The sequence below is a fragment of the Nostoc sp. genome (assembly GCF_036917415.1).
In the GTDB taxonomy this organism is placed as follows: Bacteria; Cyanobacteriota; Cyanobacteriia; order Cyanobacteriales; family Nostocaceae; genus Nostoc.
Map to the genome: position 1 here is coordinate 1 of NZ_JBALDJ010000069.1, position 16,080 is coordinate 16,080.

At 42.3% G+C, this 16,080-nt stretch carries 13 protein-coding genes; 4 read left to right on the forward strand and 9 right to left on the reverse strand.

The features are described from left to right. Positions 1 to 145: 145 nt before the first annotated feature. The 5 genes from cobA to V7K41_RS13225 all read right to left on the reverse strand — a co-directional run bounded on the left by cobA (position 146) and on the right by V7K41_RS13225 (position 7,506). Positions 146 to 1,741 carry a uroporphyrinogen-III C-methyltransferase gene (gene cobA, locus V7K41_RS13205; protein ID WP_334848748.1) on the reverse strand — a complete coding sequence of 532 codons (1,596 nt, stop codon included), beginning with the start codon at positions 1,739 to 1,741 and terminating at the stop codon, positions 146 to 148. A 149-nt stretch (positions 1,742 to 1,890) separates the two neighbouring features. Further along, positions 1,891 to 3,117, reverse strand: a complete 1,227-nt coding sequence (locus V7K41_RS13210; RefSeq protein WP_334848749.1) for a tetratricopeptide repeat protein — start codon at positions 3,115 to 3,117, stop codon at positions 1,891 to 1,893. 325 nt (positions 3,118 to 3,442) lie between these two features. Continuing rightward, on the reverse strand, positions 3,443 to 5,596 hold the full coding sequence (locus tag V7K41_RS13215; RefSeq protein ID WP_334848751.1) for a hybrid sensor histidine kinase/response regulator: 2,154 nt from the start codon (positions 5,594 to 5,596) through the stop codon (positions 3,443 to 3,445). A gap of 419 nt (positions 5,597 to 6,015) precedes the next feature. Next, positions 6,016 to 6,489 carry a tetratricopeptide repeat protein gene (locus V7K41_RS13220; RefSeq protein ID WP_334848753.1) on the reverse strand — a complete coding sequence of 158 codons (474 nt, stop codon included), beginning with the start codon at positions 6,487 to 6,489 and terminating at the stop codon, positions 6,016 to 6,018. A gap of 3 nt (positions 6,490 to 6,492) precedes the next feature. Then, positions 6,493 to 7,506, reverse strand: coding sequence for a homogentisate phytyltransferase (locus tag V7K41_RS13225; protein WP_334848755.1), 1,014 nt, complete (start codon positions 7,504 to 7,506; stop codon positions 6,493 to 6,495). 225 nt (positions 7,507 to 7,731) lie between these two features. On the opposite strand from V7K41_RS13225, the gene V7K41_RS13230 reads away from it, so the two are divergent. The 3 genes from V7K41_RS13230 to V7K41_RS13240 all read left to right on the forward strand — a co-directional run bounded on the left by V7K41_RS13230 (position 7,732) and on the right by V7K41_RS13240 (position 11,464). Next, positions 7,732 to 8,022, forward strand: coding sequence for a glutaredoxin family protein (locus V7K41_RS13230; RefSeq protein WP_334848757.1), 291 nt, complete (start codon positions 7,732 to 7,734; stop codon positions 8,020 to 8,022). A gap of 151 nt (positions 8,023 to 8,173) precedes the next feature. After that, a complete protein-coding gene (locus V7K41_RS13235; RefSeq protein ID WP_334848759.1) occupies positions 8,174 to 9,673 on the forward strand; it encodes a UDP-N-acetylmuramoyl-L-alanyl-D-glutamate--2,6-diaminopimelate ligase in 1,500 nt (499 codons plus the stop codon). Positions 9,674 to 9,964: 291 nt separating this feature from the next. After that, the gene (locus tag V7K41_RS13240; protein ID WP_334848760.1) at positions 9,965 to 11,464 is read left to right on the forward strand and encodes a DICT sensory domain-containing protein; all 1,500 of its coding nucleotides are present in this window, start codon (positions 9,965 to 9,967) and stop codon (positions 11,462 to 11,464) included. A gap of 716 nt (positions 11,465 to 12,180) precedes the next feature. On the opposite strand, the gene cutA is transcribed toward V7K41_RS13240, so the two are convergent. Further along, positions 12,181 to 12,489 (reverse strand): divalent-cation tolerance protein CutA, encoded by a 309-nt coding sequence (gene cutA, locus V7K41_RS13245; RefSeq protein WP_334848762.1) that lies wholly within the window; start codon positions 12,487 to 12,489, stop codon positions 12,181 to 12,183. A 42-nt stretch (positions 12,490 to 12,531) separates the two neighbouring features. Next, positions 12,532 to 13,356, reverse strand: a complete 825-nt coding sequence (locus V7K41_RS13250; RefSeq protein ID WP_334848764.1) for a class I SAM-dependent methyltransferase — start codon at positions 13,354 to 13,356, stop codon at positions 12,532 to 12,534. A 19-nt stretch (positions 13,357 to 13,375) separates the two neighbouring features. On the opposite strand from V7K41_RS13250, the gene V7K41_RS13255 reads away from it, so the two are divergent. Beyond that, positions 13,376 to 13,819, forward strand: a complete 444-nt coding sequence (locus tag V7K41_RS13255; protein WP_334848766.1) for a hypothetical protein — start codon at positions 13,376 to 13,378, stop codon at positions 13,817 to 13,819. Positions 13,820 to 13,837: 18 nt separating this feature from the next. On the opposite strand, the gene mnmE is transcribed toward V7K41_RS13255, so the two are convergent. Together mnmE and V7K41_RS13265 are read right to left on the reverse strand one after the other, a co-directional pair. After that, positions 13,838 to 15,259, reverse strand: a complete 1,422-nt coding sequence (gene mnmE / locus V7K41_RS13260) for a tRNA uridine-5-carboxymethylaminomethyl(34) synthesis GTPase MnmE (RefSeq protein WP_334848767.1) — start codon at positions 15,257 to 15,259, stop codon at positions 13,838 to 13,840. Between the two features lie 55 nt (positions 15,260 to 15,314). Further along, a complete protein-coding gene (locus V7K41_RS13265; RefSeq protein ID WP_334848769.1) occupies positions 15,315 to 15,983 on the reverse strand; it encodes a Uma2 family endonuclease in 669 nt (222 codons plus the stop codon). Between the last annotated feature and the right edge of the window lie 97 nt (positions 15,984 to 16,080).

Here is a 16,080-nt window from a genome sequence, read left to right on the forward strand (position 1 = left end):
ATTTGTCATTTGTCATTTGTCATTTGTCATTTGTCATTTGTCATTTGTCATTTGTCATTTGTCATTTGTCATTTGTCATTTGTCATTTGTCATTAGTTATTCTCCCCTGCTCCCCCTGCCTCCCCTGCCTCCCTTGCTCCCTCATCTAAGAATTTGTCGCCCATGCGATCAGTGCTTGGGTTAAACCATCTAAAGTGTATTCTTGGGCTTCTATATCCACACGTCCGAATAAATCATGGCAAGTTTTGGAGGTTTGGGGGCCGATAGAGGCAATACAAACTCCCTCTAAGAATTGGCTAGCATCAGAGTTGTTGGAAAATATGTTGTTAGTAAGTTGACAGAAAAATTGTACAGTTTTAGAACTGGCAAAGGTAATCGCATCTACTTTGCGGTTTTGGAGAGCTAACTTTGCCGCAGGTGGAATACTACTAGGACAACAAGATTGATATGCCGCAACTTCTATCACCTTTGCTCCCTTGAGAGTTAATTCCTTAACTAAAACTTCTCTGCCGCCGCTTTCAACTCTGGGAAATAATACCTTTTTACCATCTAATTTATCTGGGAAATTTTCCACTAAAGAATCGGCAATAAAGTTGGGGGGAATAAAATCTGCTTGCAGAGAGCGTTGTTTGAGACTTTGGGCTGTTTTCTCACCAACGACGGCAATTTTAATGCCAGCTAAGGCACGGCTATCTTTACCTTGGTTAGTTAGCCTTTCAAAAAAGTAGTCTATGCCATTGGTAGAAGTGAGAATTAACCAGTCGAAGTCAGATAAATGAGCGATCGCACGATCCAAAGCTTCCCAACTGGAGGGTGGGCCGATTTCTAAGGTAGGCATTTCGATGACTGTTGCACCTGATGCAATGAGGCGATCGCTAAATTGACTTGATTGGCCAACTGAACGTGTAACCAAGATCATTTTACCAGTAAGGGGAAGGGGAGATAGGGAGAAATTGCTTGACATAGCAGGGGGGCTAAAAGTTTTGGCTGTAGTCGAATCCTGACAATCTATTTTCTCAGGTTGTAAGTACTTGCGTAGCCCAACAACTTCGCCAATCACAATTACCGCCGGAGAAAAGGATAATCCGGTGGTTTGTTCTAGAATATTGCCCAGTTGCGCTGTCCAAATTTGTTGTTCGGGAGTTCCTGCCCAACGGATGATCGCAATGGGTGTTAAGTGCGATCGCCCGTGCTGCACGAGTTGATCTACAATCTCTGCTAGATGTCGCCCTCCCATCAAAATTACCAGTGTCTCTAAGCGTGAGAGTGCTTCCCAGTCTAAAACCTCTGGTTCATGAGCTGTAAGCACTGCAAAAGTGCGGCTTAACACCGGATCTGTTAGGGGAATTCCTGCCAATAAAGGTGCTGCAAGGGCTGAGGAAATTCCTGGTACTAGTTCAAAATCACAACCGGATGCTTTCAAAGCTTCAATTTCGGAAGTGCAACGCCCAAAAATCAACGGATCGCCTGATTTGAGCCGTATAACTTGTTTTCCTTGCAGACAGTGCTTTACCAGTAACTTGTTAATCTGTGCTTGGCTTGTACTGGGTTCGCCACCGCGTTTGCCGACATCTAACTTCAGGCAATCATCTGGTACGCACTGCAATAATTGAGCATCTACTAAAGCATCGTAAACTAACACCTGAGCAGCAGCTAAAAGATTGTAAGCTTTTACTGTTAGGTATGCCGCATCTCCAGGCCCAGCACCTACAAGGTAGACTTTACCCCTTTCTTTAGTCATTTGTCATTTGTCATTTGTCATTTGTCATTTGTCATTTGTCATTTGTCATTTGTCATTTGTCATTCGTTAATAGTTCTTCTTTCCTGCTTTTTTCCTAGTCCCCAGTCCCCAGTCCCCAGTCCCCAGTCCCCAATCCCCAATCCCTTTATTCAATTCGTCTGGGTATTAATTTTTTGAATTAGTAGATCAACTTGCTCAACCATCTCCTTGTTTTTCTCAGCTTGGAATAATTCTCTGGCTTTTTTGAGATTGACAATCGCTTCTTTTGGCTGTTGTTGTCTTCCCAAAGTGATTCCCAAATTATAGTAAGTGAATGCATCATTGGGGACGAGGCTAATGGCTTTTTTGTAATGTGCGATCGCTTCTTGAGGTTTACCTCGATCGTCCATCGCATTTCCCAAACCTGTGTAAGCTTGTGCGTGTTTGGGATCGAGGCGAATCGCTTCGGTATAGCCGGCGATTGCTTCTGTTAGCTTGCCTTGAGCGTAAAAAGCACTTGCTAAATTATAGTGAGCGTCTGCATAGTTGGGAGCAAAGCTGATGGCTTTTTTGTAATGTGCGATCGCTTCTTCTAGTTTGCCTTGAGCGTATAGAGTATTTCCCAAAGCATTATAACCTGCTGGATTTTTCGGAGCGAGGCGAATGGATGCTGTATATTCGGCGATTGCTTCTGCTGGCTTTCCTTGAGCGTACAAGGCGTTTCCTAAGTAATAGTGAGCGTCTGCATAGTTAGGATCGAAGCTAATGGATTTTTTATATTGGGTAATTGCTTCTACTAGCTCACCTCGATCGTACAGAGCATTTCCTAAACGGGTATAAGTCGGTGCATAATCTGGTTTGAGGCGAATTGCTGCTGTATATTCGGTAACTGCCTCTGGTAGCTTGCCTTGAGCGTAGAGAGCATTTCCTAAGTTATAGTGAGCTTCAGCATACTTGGGTTCAAGGCTGATGGCTTTCTGATATTGGGCGATCGCAGCTTCTAACTGATTCAGTCTTGCTAAAGTCAAACCTAGATTAAAATATGCTCTAGAGTCTTGAGGATCGAGACTAATGGCTTTATTGTATTGGGCGATCGCTTCTTGTGGTTTACCTCGATCGTCGAGAGTATTTCCCAAGGCAATATAAGCTTGTGCAAAATTGGGTTCTAGTTCAATTGCCTTCCGAAAAGCCGCCTCTGCTCCTTTTAAATCTCCCTGTTTATAAAGATTGCTTCCTTGCTCGAAGTTAGCAACTGCGTTTTTGTTCCGAATAACTGCGGACTGAGTATTTTGAATTTTTGCTAAAATAACGCCAACATCTTTACCAAAGGCAGTATTCCCATTATTCAAACACAAGCAGATAATAGCTGCTACCAGTAGATTCTTGTTTTTCAGCATTTTTATTACCTTACTTGCTTGGTTTACATATAATATCAAGTTCGGCGAATTACCATCACAAAAATACCTCACCCTAGCCCCTCTTTGCTGACTCTTAGGGGAGCAAAAACACAGCTTTGGCAGGATTCTAGCAGAAATTATAAGTGATTAAGCTAACTTGATACAAGTGTATTCTTAATTATTCATTTATATACAATATACATTTGGTAAAATTAATTATGCATTATTCATAACCCTTGTAAAGATGTAACATTGCTACTTCTCCACATTCTTTTTCACCAGATTTTTAATAGATGGTGCTTTATTAAGAGTAAAAAGTCGTTTTTTAAATAATTATTGACACTTTTGTTTCCATAAGTTTAACAATGGCTGCAATTAATTTTTCTGGGTTAAGAGGTTTGGATAAATGCATCTGAAACCCAGCTTTTAGGGCTTTTTCGTGGTCATCGTTTCTCGCAAAGGCAGTCAAGGCAATTGCTGGAATTTGTCCACCTTGTTCTGGTGTGCGAGTTCTCACTTCATGTATTAACATATAGCCATCTATATCGGGCATACTAATATCGCTGACTAACACATCTGGCTTGACCTCTGCTAAGGTTTGTAATGCTTCATCAGCAGAAGATACCGCCATCACAAAAGCCCCATCTTGCTCTAATACAAAAGCAACAAAATCTCGCGAATCACTATCATCATCGACAACTAAAACCCGGATACCATTCAGAGGTAAGAAGTTAGTAGCTAAGAATGCAGCGTAATTTTGTTCATCCGTCAGCCTTGGGCTTTCATCTGGCAGAAGCGGTAAGCTAACAGTAAATATTGCCCCTTTACCCTCACCGTGGCTATCTGCTTTGACGATGCCGCCATGCATTTCGATGATATTACGCACAATTGCCAATCCCAGTCCTAATCCACCAAAATTTCTCGTAGAGGTGCTATCTGCTTGGCGAAAGTAATCAAACACGAATGGCAAAAAGTCAGCGCTAATTCCCCTACCCGTATCGCTAACGATGATTTGAGCATAGCCTTCAGTTTCCTCTAATTGCACTTCTACCTTTCCTCCCCTGGGTGTAAATTTGATTGCGTTAGAAAGGAGATTCCAGACGACTTGCTGCAAACGAGTCGAGTCACCCATGATTTGCCTTACACCCGGTTCAAATACTGTATTCATCTCAATCAATTTTGTTTCTGCTGCTAATTGCATTGTCTGTAGTGCCGACAATACCGTAGACTTTAGATTAATCTTTGTGATATTCAGCGTCAGTTTGCCTTGTAAAATTCTGGAAATATCCAGCAAGTCCTCAATGAGTTGAACTTGTAAGATAGCATTCCGCTCGATTGTGGCTAGGGCTTCAGATGTCTTTGTTTCGTCTAACCTGCCAGTTTGCAACAACTTTGACCAGCCGAGAATTGCATTCAGTGGAGTGCGTAATTCGTGCGAAAGGACGGCTAAAAATTCATCTTTAATTCGATTGGCTGTTTCTGCTTTTGCTCGTGCTACTTGTTCTAATTCCAGCAGGTGCGCTCGTTCTTCAAGTATTTGTTTTTGTTCGTGGATATCCGTACAGGTTCCAAACCACTTGACTACAAAACCTTGCTCATCTTTGAGTGGTAAACCTCGCGCTAGCTGCCAACGATAAGAGCCATCAGCAGCTCGTTTAAAGCGATATTCATTATTATATATAGTGCTATTTTTTACAGCATCAGACCACACTTTATCAGCTCTTTGAAGATCATCTGGATGCAATGCAGCCAACCAACCAGAACCCAAAGATTGCTCTAATGTTAGCCCGGTATATTCGCACCAATTTTGATTAAAAAAATCACATTCACCGTTAGGTTTAGTTGTCCAGACAAGTTGAGGAATTGCCTCAGCCAAGTAACGGTAGCGTTCTTCGCTTTGTCGGAGAATTTCTAAAATGCGTTGGCGTTCAAGGATTTCTTGTTGTAATTGCTCGTTAGTTTTGGTAATTTCATTGGTGCGAATAGCAACCATTTCTTCGAGATGATTCTGGTATTTTCGCAGTTCCTCCTCTATCCATAAGCGTTCGGATATTTGTGTTTGAAGTTCTTGATTTGCTTGTTCTAATTGAGTAGGGCTAGGAAGTGCCAGTGCTTGTGGAACTAAAGGTATAAGCTCTACTGCTGTAATTACAGATATTGTTGCAGTTACTGCTTTGAGAAATCCCGACATCCAATAGGTTGGATGCCAAAGTGTCCAAATCTCCATTAAATGAGTGGTGCCGCAAGCTACGATAAATCCACTAAACAGCAAAAAAATCCAATCAAAGGGCAAATCTTGTCGCTTGCGGACAAAGTAGAAGAGTGTAGCTGGAATCGAGTAATAAGCTAGTGCAATGAATGCGTCAGATAATATGTGTAACCAAACTAAATTCGTTTGCCATAAATAGCAGTGTCCATGTGGAATAAATGATTCTGATGTCAAAAAGTTAGTCCAGAATTCTGATATTATATTTGACATAAATACTTGATTGTTTAATCTATAAAATCTCTGTTTTGCATAAGATTATTCTAGTAGCAAAATATTACTGATACAGTGTGTCTAATTTCTTTACTGCTGAAAAAGACTACAATATGTCTTTACAAAACAAAAAGACTGTTAGTATCATCGCTGTTTTGCAAAAATAAATCATTTAAAATTCCCAATATTTTCTCTTCTAAAGCCTAAATTAATTAATTGCGGCTATGGAGCTTTTCGCACATCCGATTGCAATTGTAATGGCTATGAAGAGAGTGGTCAAACTTGCGGAAATTGCGGACATAATTATGGGATACACTAGTAAGTTACCAAATAAAAACCATTCTCACCATAGTGATGGGAATGGCAACAAAATTAGGAGACACAACAGGAAAATTTAATCTCTGCAATTCTCATTAAAGTTAAGATTCGCTTGACTTAGCACTCATTTTATCTAACAGTTGAGTGATTTTTTTAGCTTTTTCAGGTTGGCGCTGTTTTTGTAATAAATCTTTAGCTTGTAGCAGGTTAGTTTTAGCTTCTTCTTCTCGCTCTTGCTGCATGAGGATATTCGCCAGACGCAAGTAAGCATCAGGATTTTTCGGACTGCGGCGAATTACTTCCTGAAATAATTCTGTTGCTTCCTCTACTTGTCCTTGCTGGTTTAAAACATCTCCCAAAAACAAGCGTACTACATCATTAGTAGAGTTGATGGAAATCACTTTGCGAAAAGCTGCTTCTGCACCTTGGTAATCTTTTGCTTGGGCAAGATTGATGCCTTTTTGAAACAAGTCTGAGGTAATCAAAGTTTTCCAAGCGAAATAGCCAAGGATTGACAGACTCAGAACAACTACAACAGCAGCGATAATCGAACTAGTGGGAAAGGTTTCTAGCATTGTCTAAGCCAAAAGACAGGCGATAGGAAAAATCAGATATTCCATAAAAAAGAGTTTCCAGATAAATTGGTAAAATTGAGCGATCGCACTTTTATCTTGTAAGTCTACCCTCAAACTCCGTAACCACAACCAAGCCAACAGGCCCAAATGAGTAACTACCAGGAATATGGCGTTAACGGAGGCGACGTGTAGCACCCCAACCAGAATTATTCCCAAATAACAGGTAGTTATTACCCAAAGAGACAGATTGAACACAGCTTGGGGCCCAAGTTTGATGGTGAAAGTAGTAATATTGTAGAGGCGATCGCCTTCCATATCGGGGATATCTTTAAAGATAGCGATCGCAAAGGTAAACACTAAAATAAATAATGTCAACACCCACACCACAGGCGGAATTGTTTGGCTTTGTTGCAACGCCCAACTGTAATGCAGATATAGCCCTAAGTTAACAATCGTACCGCGCACCGAAAAAATACACAGCGCCGCCCAAACGGGAAACTGTTTTAAGCGAATTGGCGGTAAAGAATAAGCAGTACCAATGGCCAAACTAATTGCTACCATACCCAATAAAAACGGGCCAGTTAGCCACGCCACAACCAGCGCCAAAATCCCAGTCAAAGCGACAATTAATTGCCCAGTTTGCTGAGAAAACTCACCAGACGCTAAGGGTAAATGAGGCTTATTAATCTTGTCAATTTCCACATCCTCTAATTGATTCAGCCCCACAATATAGACATTGCCACACAGACAACCAATCCATGCACCGAAGACAGGGAGTAGGGAATACGTAGAAACAAGATTCATCGCGTTTGTAGAGACGCGATTCATCGCGTCTGTAGAGATATGATTAATCGCGTCTCTACTTATAGCAATGGCAATTAAATATAAACCCAAAACACTCAGACTTGTACCAATAATTGTGTGAGGACGAGAGAATTTCCAGAAGGCATATAACCACTGGAAATATGATTGAACAGGTTTGCCTGGTAAAGGGCTGTTTTGAGAACTTTGGCTCATGAGTAGCTTAGATACAGTATTCTGGCTGGTTGTTAATCATTGTCACAGAATTTGGTCATTAGACTTCTTTCATGAATCAAAAGCCCTCACCCTAAATCCCTCTCCCAAGCTTGGGAGAAGGACTTTGAAATTGTCTACCCTTCTCCTCCGTGCCCTCTGCGGTAGCCTGCGACAAGCCGAAGCGTCTACGTTATTCTAAATTTATAACTTCTTGCAACAACTGAAATGCGATTAATTTTATACAGTAAACCCGGCTGTCATTTATGTGAAGGCTTGCAAGAAAAGCTAAAACAAATCCAAAATCTCAGTTTCGAGTTGGAAATTAGGGATATTACGACTCGTGAAGATTGGTTTGCTGCATATCAGTATGAAGTGCCTGTACTTTATTTATCGAACCGCAGAGGCGCAGAGGGCGCAAAGGAAGAAGAGGAGAGTAAGAAACTATTGCCACGTCCTTCTCCTCGTGCTAGTGTGCAGCAGTTGGAGCAAATGTTGCGTAAATATTTAGCCAATTAGAAAAAAATAATGCACAATAAACGCAAGACAAGCGTGTTACTGAAAAAGCAAAGGATACAGAGCAACTAAATTTATTGACGGAATTATTAATTTTGAATTTTGAATTTTGAATTTTGAATTCGGAGCGAAGCGATGTGACGAGGTTCACAAAATGAAATTGCGGGAATTACTAACAGCGGTAGACAGTGTTGAGCAATTGCCTAGTTATCCAATGGAAGATGTGGAAATTAGGGGTTTAAAGACGAATTCCCATGCTTGTCGTGTGGGAGATTTGTTTATTGGGATGCCAGGAACGCGGGTTGATGGTGGGGAATTTTGGCAAAGTGCGATCGCATCGGGGGCGGTAGCTGCGATCGTTTCTCCCGAAGCTGCACAAAAAAATCCTCCCACAAATCAGGCTGTGGTCATTAGTGCAAGTAACATTACACAAGCTTGTGCCCAAATAGCCAGTGCTTTTTATGGTTATCCAGGGCGAAAACTCAAGTTGGTAGGCGTAACTGGTACAAATGGCAAAACTACAACTACTCATTTAATTGAATTTCTGCTCAACAAAGCTAATTTAGCTACAGCTTTGATGGGAACTCTCTACACTCGTTGGGCAGGTTTTGAGCAAACTGCTGCCCACACTACCCCTTTTGCAGTGGAACTGCAACAGCAGCTAGCAGAGGCTGTAAATGCTGGGAGTGAGTTCGGGGTGATGGAAGTCAGTTCGCACGCTTTGTCCCAAGGTAGAGTGTTGGGTTGTGAATTTGAGGTGGCGGTATTTAGTAATCTTACTCAAGACCATCTCGACTATCACAGCGATATGGAAGATTACTTTGCTGCCAAAGCGTTATTATTTAGTCCTAATTATCTCAAGGGACGGGCAATAATTAATGCTGATGATGCTTACGGGAAGCGGTTAATTGCGTCGTTGGATTCCGAACGAGTTTGGAGTTACAGCGTCAACGACAACAGCGCTGATTTCTGGATGAGCGATTTAAGTTACCAGCCAAATGGTGTTAGTGGGACATTACATACACCAAAAGGTGACGTGGCTTTTCAATCGCCCCTAGTCGGACAATATAATTTAGAAAATCTTTTAGCAGCCGTAGGAGCAGTTTTGCACTTAGGACTAGATTTGCAGTTAGTGGCATCTGTGATACCTGAATTTCCCGGAGTTCCCGGACGGATGGAACGGGTACAGATTAGTACTGAGCAAGATATTAGCGTGATTGTGGATTATGCTCACACGCCCGATAGCTTAGAAAATTTATTGAAAGCTGCGCGTCCGTTTATACCTGGTAAAGTGATTTGTGTATTTGGTTGTGGAGGCGATCGCGATCGCACTAAGCGCCCAAAAATGGGTAAAATTGCCGCCCAGCTAGCTGATGTGGCAGTGGTGACATCAGATAATCCCCGGACTGAAGACCCAGAAAGGATTTTGCAAGATATTTTGGCGGGAATAGCTGACACAGTGCAGCCAACTGTAATTTGCGATCGGGCGATCGCAATTCGTACCGCTATTTTACAAGCACAACCCGGTGATGGAGTATTGCTTGCTGGTAAAGGCCACGAAGACTACCAAATTCTCGGCACCGAAAAAATCCATTTTGACGACCGAGAACACGCACGCGACGCTTTAAACGAAAGACTTAACGTACAAGTTTAATTTGGGCATTGGGCATTGGGCATCGGGCATTGGTAACTCTTCCCCATTCCCCATTCCCCACTCCCCTCTAGGTAGACTTTTTTATAGTTATACCAATTTTAAAAAAGAATCTGACAGATACATACTCACAAAGCTTTGTTCTGTCTGGCTTTCTTAATTTTGAATTTTGAATTTTGAATTTTGAATTGGTATTAATGTTTCTTTCCGTGGTGATTTTGTAAAAAATGCACACATAAAGGTGAAAATCGAAGACAGAATTATTTCTTGCTTCATCCAAGTTGTGCTTGACTCATGAATGTTTCTCTGGCTAAGGATCTGTCTGTTTATCAACTGGTTATGGGAGTGCAAGCGCCTCCTAAACCATTGTCCCTCAGTCCTGCTACTCTGCTATCACTGGTGAGAGCGCAAATTGACTTACTCATTGAGCAGCAAATTGCAGCCACTCTCTGGGTGAAGCTACCACCAGATAAAATTTGGCAATCAGAATTAGCGCGTTATCAATCCTCGGTAGGTGCGTCTAGTCTCATTTATACTTGCCAGATTGAGGAGAGTAGGAAAAGGGAAGCAGGGGAAGCAGGTGAAGACAAGGGAGAGGGAAGATTAAATATCTCCTCATCTCCCTCATCCCCATCATCTCATTATGTCCCCGTTTACTTACCACCAGATAGCCAAATGCGACGGGAAAACTTTCTGATCGTGTTATCGCCCCAGTTTTGCAGTTTAATTTTGGCTCATCGACCACTTAAAAAACGCAAAAATCAGACATTAGGGAAGGTAAATACTAATAAAAACCAGCCGTTGCTGATTATAACTACTGTTGAGGGGAGAGTAATTCAGCAAGTATTAAATAGTATCCAACAAGCGATGTCTAACGACAAGCCGCTAGGCGTCTATGCACCAGAATCATCCTCAATTTTACCTGCTAGTTTTATTTGTCCAACCGTGCCCCAAGCCGCACTGATGAATCAACTGTTGGCAAAACAACTTCTCCGACAAGATGAAATTAATCATCAAATCATCACAGTACGCACTAATAAGTTGGAGCAGCAAAATCAAGAACTGCACAACAAAGAGCAACTCAAAGATGAATACCTGAAAAATGTCTGTCAGGAACTGCGTATACCCTTGACGCACATGAAAACAGCACTTTCATTATTAAATTCCCCTAATCTTAAACCTCCACAACGACAACGTTATTTACAGATGTTAAATACCCAGTGCGATCGGCAAAATTCCCTGATTACTGGTTTCTTGGAACTGGTGCAGCTGGAACAGAATTTGGAAGGGACGACTTTGGAGTTGGTGCGTCTCTCAGATATAGTACCTGGAGTAGTCAGTACCTACCAACCTGTAGCCCAAGAAAAAGGAATTATGCTAGCCTACACCGTACCGAGTGAACTCCCGTCTGTTTGGTGCGTAAGTGGTAAGCTGAGGCAAATTGTGATTAATCTGCTGCACAACAGTCTTAAGTTTACCCCTAATGGAGGTCAAGTATGGGTGCGTGCCCGTAATCAAGGCGATTATGTCCAATTAGAATTCCGCGACACAGGTATCGGTATTGCCGAAAACGAAATTCCCAAAATCTTCGATCGGTTTTATCGTGTGCGTACAGCAGCAACCGAAGATTATGGTGGTGCTGGGTTGGGGTTAACAATTGTACAGCAATTGCTACTGCGCTGTGGTGGATCTATTTCTGTAAAAAGTAAATTATCTGAAGGTTCTACCTTTACAGTGCAACTGGCAACTGTTGGCAATATCCCAAGAGCGATCGCTACAGAAAATGAGTTATGAATTATGAGTTATAAGTGATGAGTTAAAAATTCATAACTCATCACTCATAACTCCTACAGTTATTTTGCCTAACCTGCTGCAAACTCAGTAAACTTCCGCTTGTAGGGAGCATGAAAACCCAAAACAATATCTTATTTTGGCACTACAGCATTATTAGCCATTAGTTCATAATCAAGAGTCCATAGTCAATAGTTAGTCTCATTCAAAATATTTATGCCTAATACCATTTCTTTGTGAGGCTGCACCAAATTTTCTTCCTTTGTGTCCTTCTCTGACGAGACGCCGCACGAATGCGTCCTTCTCCCAAGGGGAGACGCTAACGCGAATGCGGTTCGTTCCTTATATAGCAATCTTAAATCAGTTGTGAAGAAAATGGCTGAAAAGCCTATAAAAACGTGCTTTTTATCAAGGAAGGCAGGAGGCAGATAGCGCAGCGTTAGCGAGTCCGCGACGCCTTGGGAGCAGGGGTTTAAGACCTCACCGTTTATACGGCGCAAACAAAAAGGGAGCCAGTCTGATGGACGGGAACGCCTGCATAAAAGAACTGGCGGGAGGGGTCTGAATCCTCTCCCAATTGTTCCTTCAGCATAGCTGCCTCCTGCCTCCTGCCTCCTTCAACTCCGTATTTTCTCAGGAGGGTTGGGGAGGGGTATACCTTATGTACTTGCAAAACGCTGTATCTTTATTTATGCTGTCTTCTTAGGTAATTTCTATTGTTAGCGCGGTGAAACTTCTGCATTCAACCAATTGACAAAACCCTGATTAACTGCCGTCGGAGAAATTTCGGCGATAAAATTAGTATAAGTAATATGCTCTTGAATAAGTTTTTCTATTTCTAAAGCATAACCATCTTGAGTTTTGATAATTAAAACAACTTCTGGTTCTTCAGTAATTTCTCCTTGCCAACTATAAGCACAAGTAATTGGGAACCAATTGACACAGACTGCTAACTTACATTCCAGTAATGCCCGACCAATTTGGCGTGCTTCATCTGTATTGTTTAAAGTTACATAGTAGAGTTTCATAAAAGTTTCCGACTTCCAATTAGAGACATTTGTGCAATTCTCTTAACCTCTTACGGGTGCTTTACGGGCAACATGAACAGCAGAAAGAAACGAGAGTTGTACGCTATCTCCAAACTTTTCTAGCTTCTTTCGCAATCCTGCAAATAGTCGCTCTTGGGCTTGTGGCTCTAGTCCCCGATGGGTACTTAAAAGCTTGAGGTAGTCATCAATGCTATAGGTGACTTCACACGCAGTTTGCTCGACAACCAACTCTTTAAAACAATTGGAGTCTAAAATCTCTTGTCCAAACCCCCTCAAAATCTCCGCTTGAATCTGGGCACCTTCATATCGGGCAAATGAGGGAGCATAAGCTTGATACACTTCCTCTAGAACTTGGTAAACTTCGTATTTCGGTTCTGGGGTCAGATTCCATAGCAAGATAAGAAAACCGTTATCGCACATTGCCGATGCTGCCTTGGTATATCTAATCTCTGGCGGTATCCAGTGAAAGGCATTGGCTCCTAGAACGGCATTGAACTGTTTTGCTTCTAGTTCCCACTCCTCAAATGAAGTATTGCAAATTGTAACTTTTGGATATCGATCGCAGTTGTGTTGTGCCAAATGACAAAAATCCTGGTTTGGCTCAATACACGTCATTGAAAAACCAAATTGAGCAAAAGCTACCGTCGCATTTCCTGGGCCACAACCAACCTCAAGAATGGATGCATCTGAAGAAAGTTGGGCTAAAGCGACAGACCGATCGATTAGTTCCTTTGGATAGTGCGGTCTTGCATTGTAATAAACATCAGCAACGGGAGAATACCAAGTCCTTCGCTGTTCCAAATCTATAGAAGCTCTGGCATTTATTTCTTGTCTAAAGTCTTGCATAAGCTAGGGTGTGTCAGCAATGAAATCCAATTTCATTTTAGAACCAACAAGGGATCTGTCAGCAAGGGGGCAGGGGACAGGGGGCAGGGGGCAGGAGGGACGATTTCTGCTAGTTGTAAAAAAAGCTGTAGTTGTGAAGATGACAACTGACACGGCTGCCGCACTTGCTGATATAGCTCCCGCACTTGTTGATATAGCTCCCGCACTTGCTGATATGGCTGCTGCACTTGCTGATATAATAGCTCCCGCACTTGCTGATATGGCTGCTGCACTTGCTGATATAGCTCCCGTACTTGCTGATATGGCTCCCGTACTTGTTGATATGGCTCCCGCACTTGTTGATATGGCTCCCGTAATTGCTGACCAGAAAGAAAAAGGTACAAGCCCCGAAATAAATGATGTTGTTGGCAAATTAACAACTCCTTCAGAAATTCACATATTGCAGGTTGCTACTTCCTTTTAAAGTTGGCAATTATGCTGTTTATTTCCCGATACAGAACTTACTAAAAATCCTCTCTAAAACTGATTCTGTTACTTCTTCTCCGGTAATTTCTCCCAAAGCTTGAATCGCCCCCCGTAAGTCAATTGTCCAAAAATCAAGAGGTAACTGCTGAACAATTGTTGCTTGTACTTGTTCCAAAGATATTTTAGCTTGAGTTAAGGCTGCTGCCTGCCTTTGGTTAATAGCTAAATCCATATCAGCCGCTTGCACTTTTCCCGATTGAACTATCTCTAAAATTGCTGTTTCTAAAGTATCGATACCTTGATTTTGGGCTGCGGCTGTGACAATTGTAGATTTTGGGTCGCACATTTGATGCATTTCTAGCGCAACTGGAATTTGGGATTGAAGGTTTTCCCTATCGCTTTCTTCTACTAAATCGATTTTGTTAATAACTATAATCAACGGACGGTGTTGTACCTTTTGGTAAATTTCTTCATCGCCTTGTGTCCAACCTGCGGAAGCATCGATGGTAAGCAAGACTAAATCAGCTGCATTGGCGGCACGACGCGATCGCTCGACGCCAATTTTTTCGACTTGGTCTGTTGTTTCCCGAATCCCCGCTGTATCTAATACTTGTACGGGTATTCCCCCAACCACTAACTGAGATTCGACGATATCGCGGGTTGTACCAGGTAAATCAGTTACAATGGCGCGATCGCTCCGGCTCCAAGCGTTCAATAAACTCGACTTACCCACATTCGGACGCCCGACAATTGCCACTTTTAAACCAGTGCGTAGCAACTCACCTTTGTCTTTGGTTTCCAATAACCTAGTTATTTCTGCGGCAATTTTATCGATTGCTGATATAATTGCTTTATCATCCAACGGCGGAAGGTCTTCCTCAAAATCAATTCGAGCTTCAATTTCTGCCAAGATATCCAAACAGTTAGCGCGTAACTGCCGAATCGGATGAGCTAATTTTCCTTGTAAACCAGCTAAGGCACTTTGAGCAGCTTGGGGCGATTTAGCTCCCACTAAATCAGCAATACCTTCGGCTTGAGTTAAATCCAATCGTCCATTCAAAAAGGCACGGAGAGTAAATTCTCCCGGTTGCGCTAGTCTGGCCCCATTTTCCAAACACAGTTGTAATACCTGCTGCACTGCCATAATTCCCCCGTGGCAATGGAATTCTACAACATCTTCACGGGTGTAAGAACGAGGTGCTTTCATAATTAACAACAGGGCTTCATCCACCATTTGTTGCGTCTGGGGATGGCGAATGTAACCGTAGAGAATCCGGTGACTTTCCCAAACTTGTCGCCCTGGTGCGTAAAAGAGACTTTGGGCGATTGTCATTGCTTGAGAACCAGACACCCGCACAATGCCAACACTACCCTGTTGGGGGACAACAGCAGTGGCGATCGCGGCTATAGTTCCAGTAGTAGCAAAGAGTTCTGACATGAGCGCCCTTTATTAAGAGTGAGGGTCAACAGGCACAAGTAAGACAGCGTACAAGTTAAATGGTATCTGGATCTATATTTAATTCTCGCAGTTTTGCTGCCAAGCGATCGCTACGTTGTTTCTGGTGTTGTGCCACTTCTTCCGGTGTGGGAATCAGTTCTCCTTCACGAGTGTAAAAGCGTAATTTTTCTTGAACAACCCCTAAATATAAACCTAGCTGTTGACTCCATAACCAGCCTTGGGGATTTTGTTCTAGCGGTTGATATTCACCATCCAGCAAATGGAACCCTGAAAATTCTAACGTTTCTGGGTCAAACCAGAAGTAATCTGGTGTGCGAAATATATCTTGGTAAATTTGTTTTTTTAAGCCTTTATCAGTGTCGCCTGTGCTATCCGAGATAATTTCTATAATTACATTGGGATATTTGCCATCTTCTTCCCAGACAACCCAACTTTTACGGGGTTTGCGTTCAGTCCCCAGTACGACAAAAAAATCTGGCCCCCGGAAATTTTCTGATTTGCGCTGGTGTGGACTGTAGTAGATGGTGAGATTACCCGATGCATAAAAATCTTTGCGATTTGGCCACAGCCACTCCAAACATTGGATGAGCAGTGTCATTTGCAACCGATGCAAGTCAGTTTCCAAAGGCGGTTCGTCACTATATAAATCCCCTGGGGGAAATATAACATTTTCTGGGGATTCTAAATCTTGGGCGACAGACATGGCAACAAGTGTCTCATTGCTATAAGTTTAGCGTAGCAGTCAGCCCAACTCTTAGAGACGCTGTTCGCGTTCAGGGAATTTAAAATTCAAAACTGGT

Excerpts from the sequence above, each read along its gene's own strand:
- cobA (WP_334848748.1), bottom strand. The coding sequence starts at position 1,741 with ATGACTAAAGAAAGGGGTAAAGTCTACCTTGTAGGTGCTGGGCCTGGA.
- V7K41_RS13210 (WP_334848749.1), bottom strand. The coding sequence starts at position 3,117 with ATGCTGAAAAACAAGAATCTACTGGTAGCAGCTATTATCTGCTTGTGT.
- V7K41_RS13215 (WP_334848751.1), bottom strand. The coding sequence starts at position 5,596 with ATGTCAAATATAATATCAGAATTCTGGACTAACTTTTTGACATCAGAA.
- V7K41_RS13220 (WP_334848753.1), bottom strand. The coding sequence starts at position 6,489 with ATGCTAGAAACCTTTCCCACTAGTTCGATTATCGCTGCTGTTGTAGTT.
- V7K41_RS13225 (WP_334848755.1), bottom strand. The coding sequence starts at position 7,506 with ATGAGCCAAAGTTCTCAAAACAGCCCTTTACCAGGCAAACCTGTTCAA.
- V7K41_RS13230 (WP_334848757.1), top strand. The coding sequence starts at position 7,732 with ATGCGATTAATTTTATACAGTAAACCCGGCTGTCATTTATGTGAAGGC.
- V7K41_RS13235 (WP_334848759.1), top strand. The coding sequence starts at position 8,174 with ATGAAATTGCGGGAATTACTAACAGCGGTAGACAGTGTTGAGCAATTG.
- V7K41_RS13240 (WP_334848760.1), top strand. The coding sequence starts at position 9,965 with ATGAATGTTTCTCTGGCTAAGGATCTGTCTGTTTATCAACTGGTTATG.
- cutA (WP_334848762.1), bottom strand. The coding sequence starts at position 12,489 with ATGAAACTCTACTATGTAACTTTAAACAATACAGATGAAGCACGCCAA.
- V7K41_RS13250 (WP_334848764.1), bottom strand. The coding sequence starts at position 13,356 with ATGCAAGACTTTAGACAAGAAATAAATGCCAGAGCTTCTATAGATTTG.
- V7K41_RS13255 (WP_334848766.1), top strand. The coding sequence starts at position 13,376 with ATGAAATCCAATTTCATTTTAGAACCAACAAGGGATCTGTCAGCAAGG.
- mnmE (WP_334848767.1), bottom strand. The coding sequence starts at position 15,259 with ATGTCAGAACTCTTTGCTACTACTGGAACTATAGCCGCGATCGCCACT.
- V7K41_RS13265 (WP_334848769.1), bottom strand. The coding sequence starts at position 15,983 with ATGTCTGTCGCCCAAGATTTAGAATCCCCAGAAAATGTTATATTTCCC.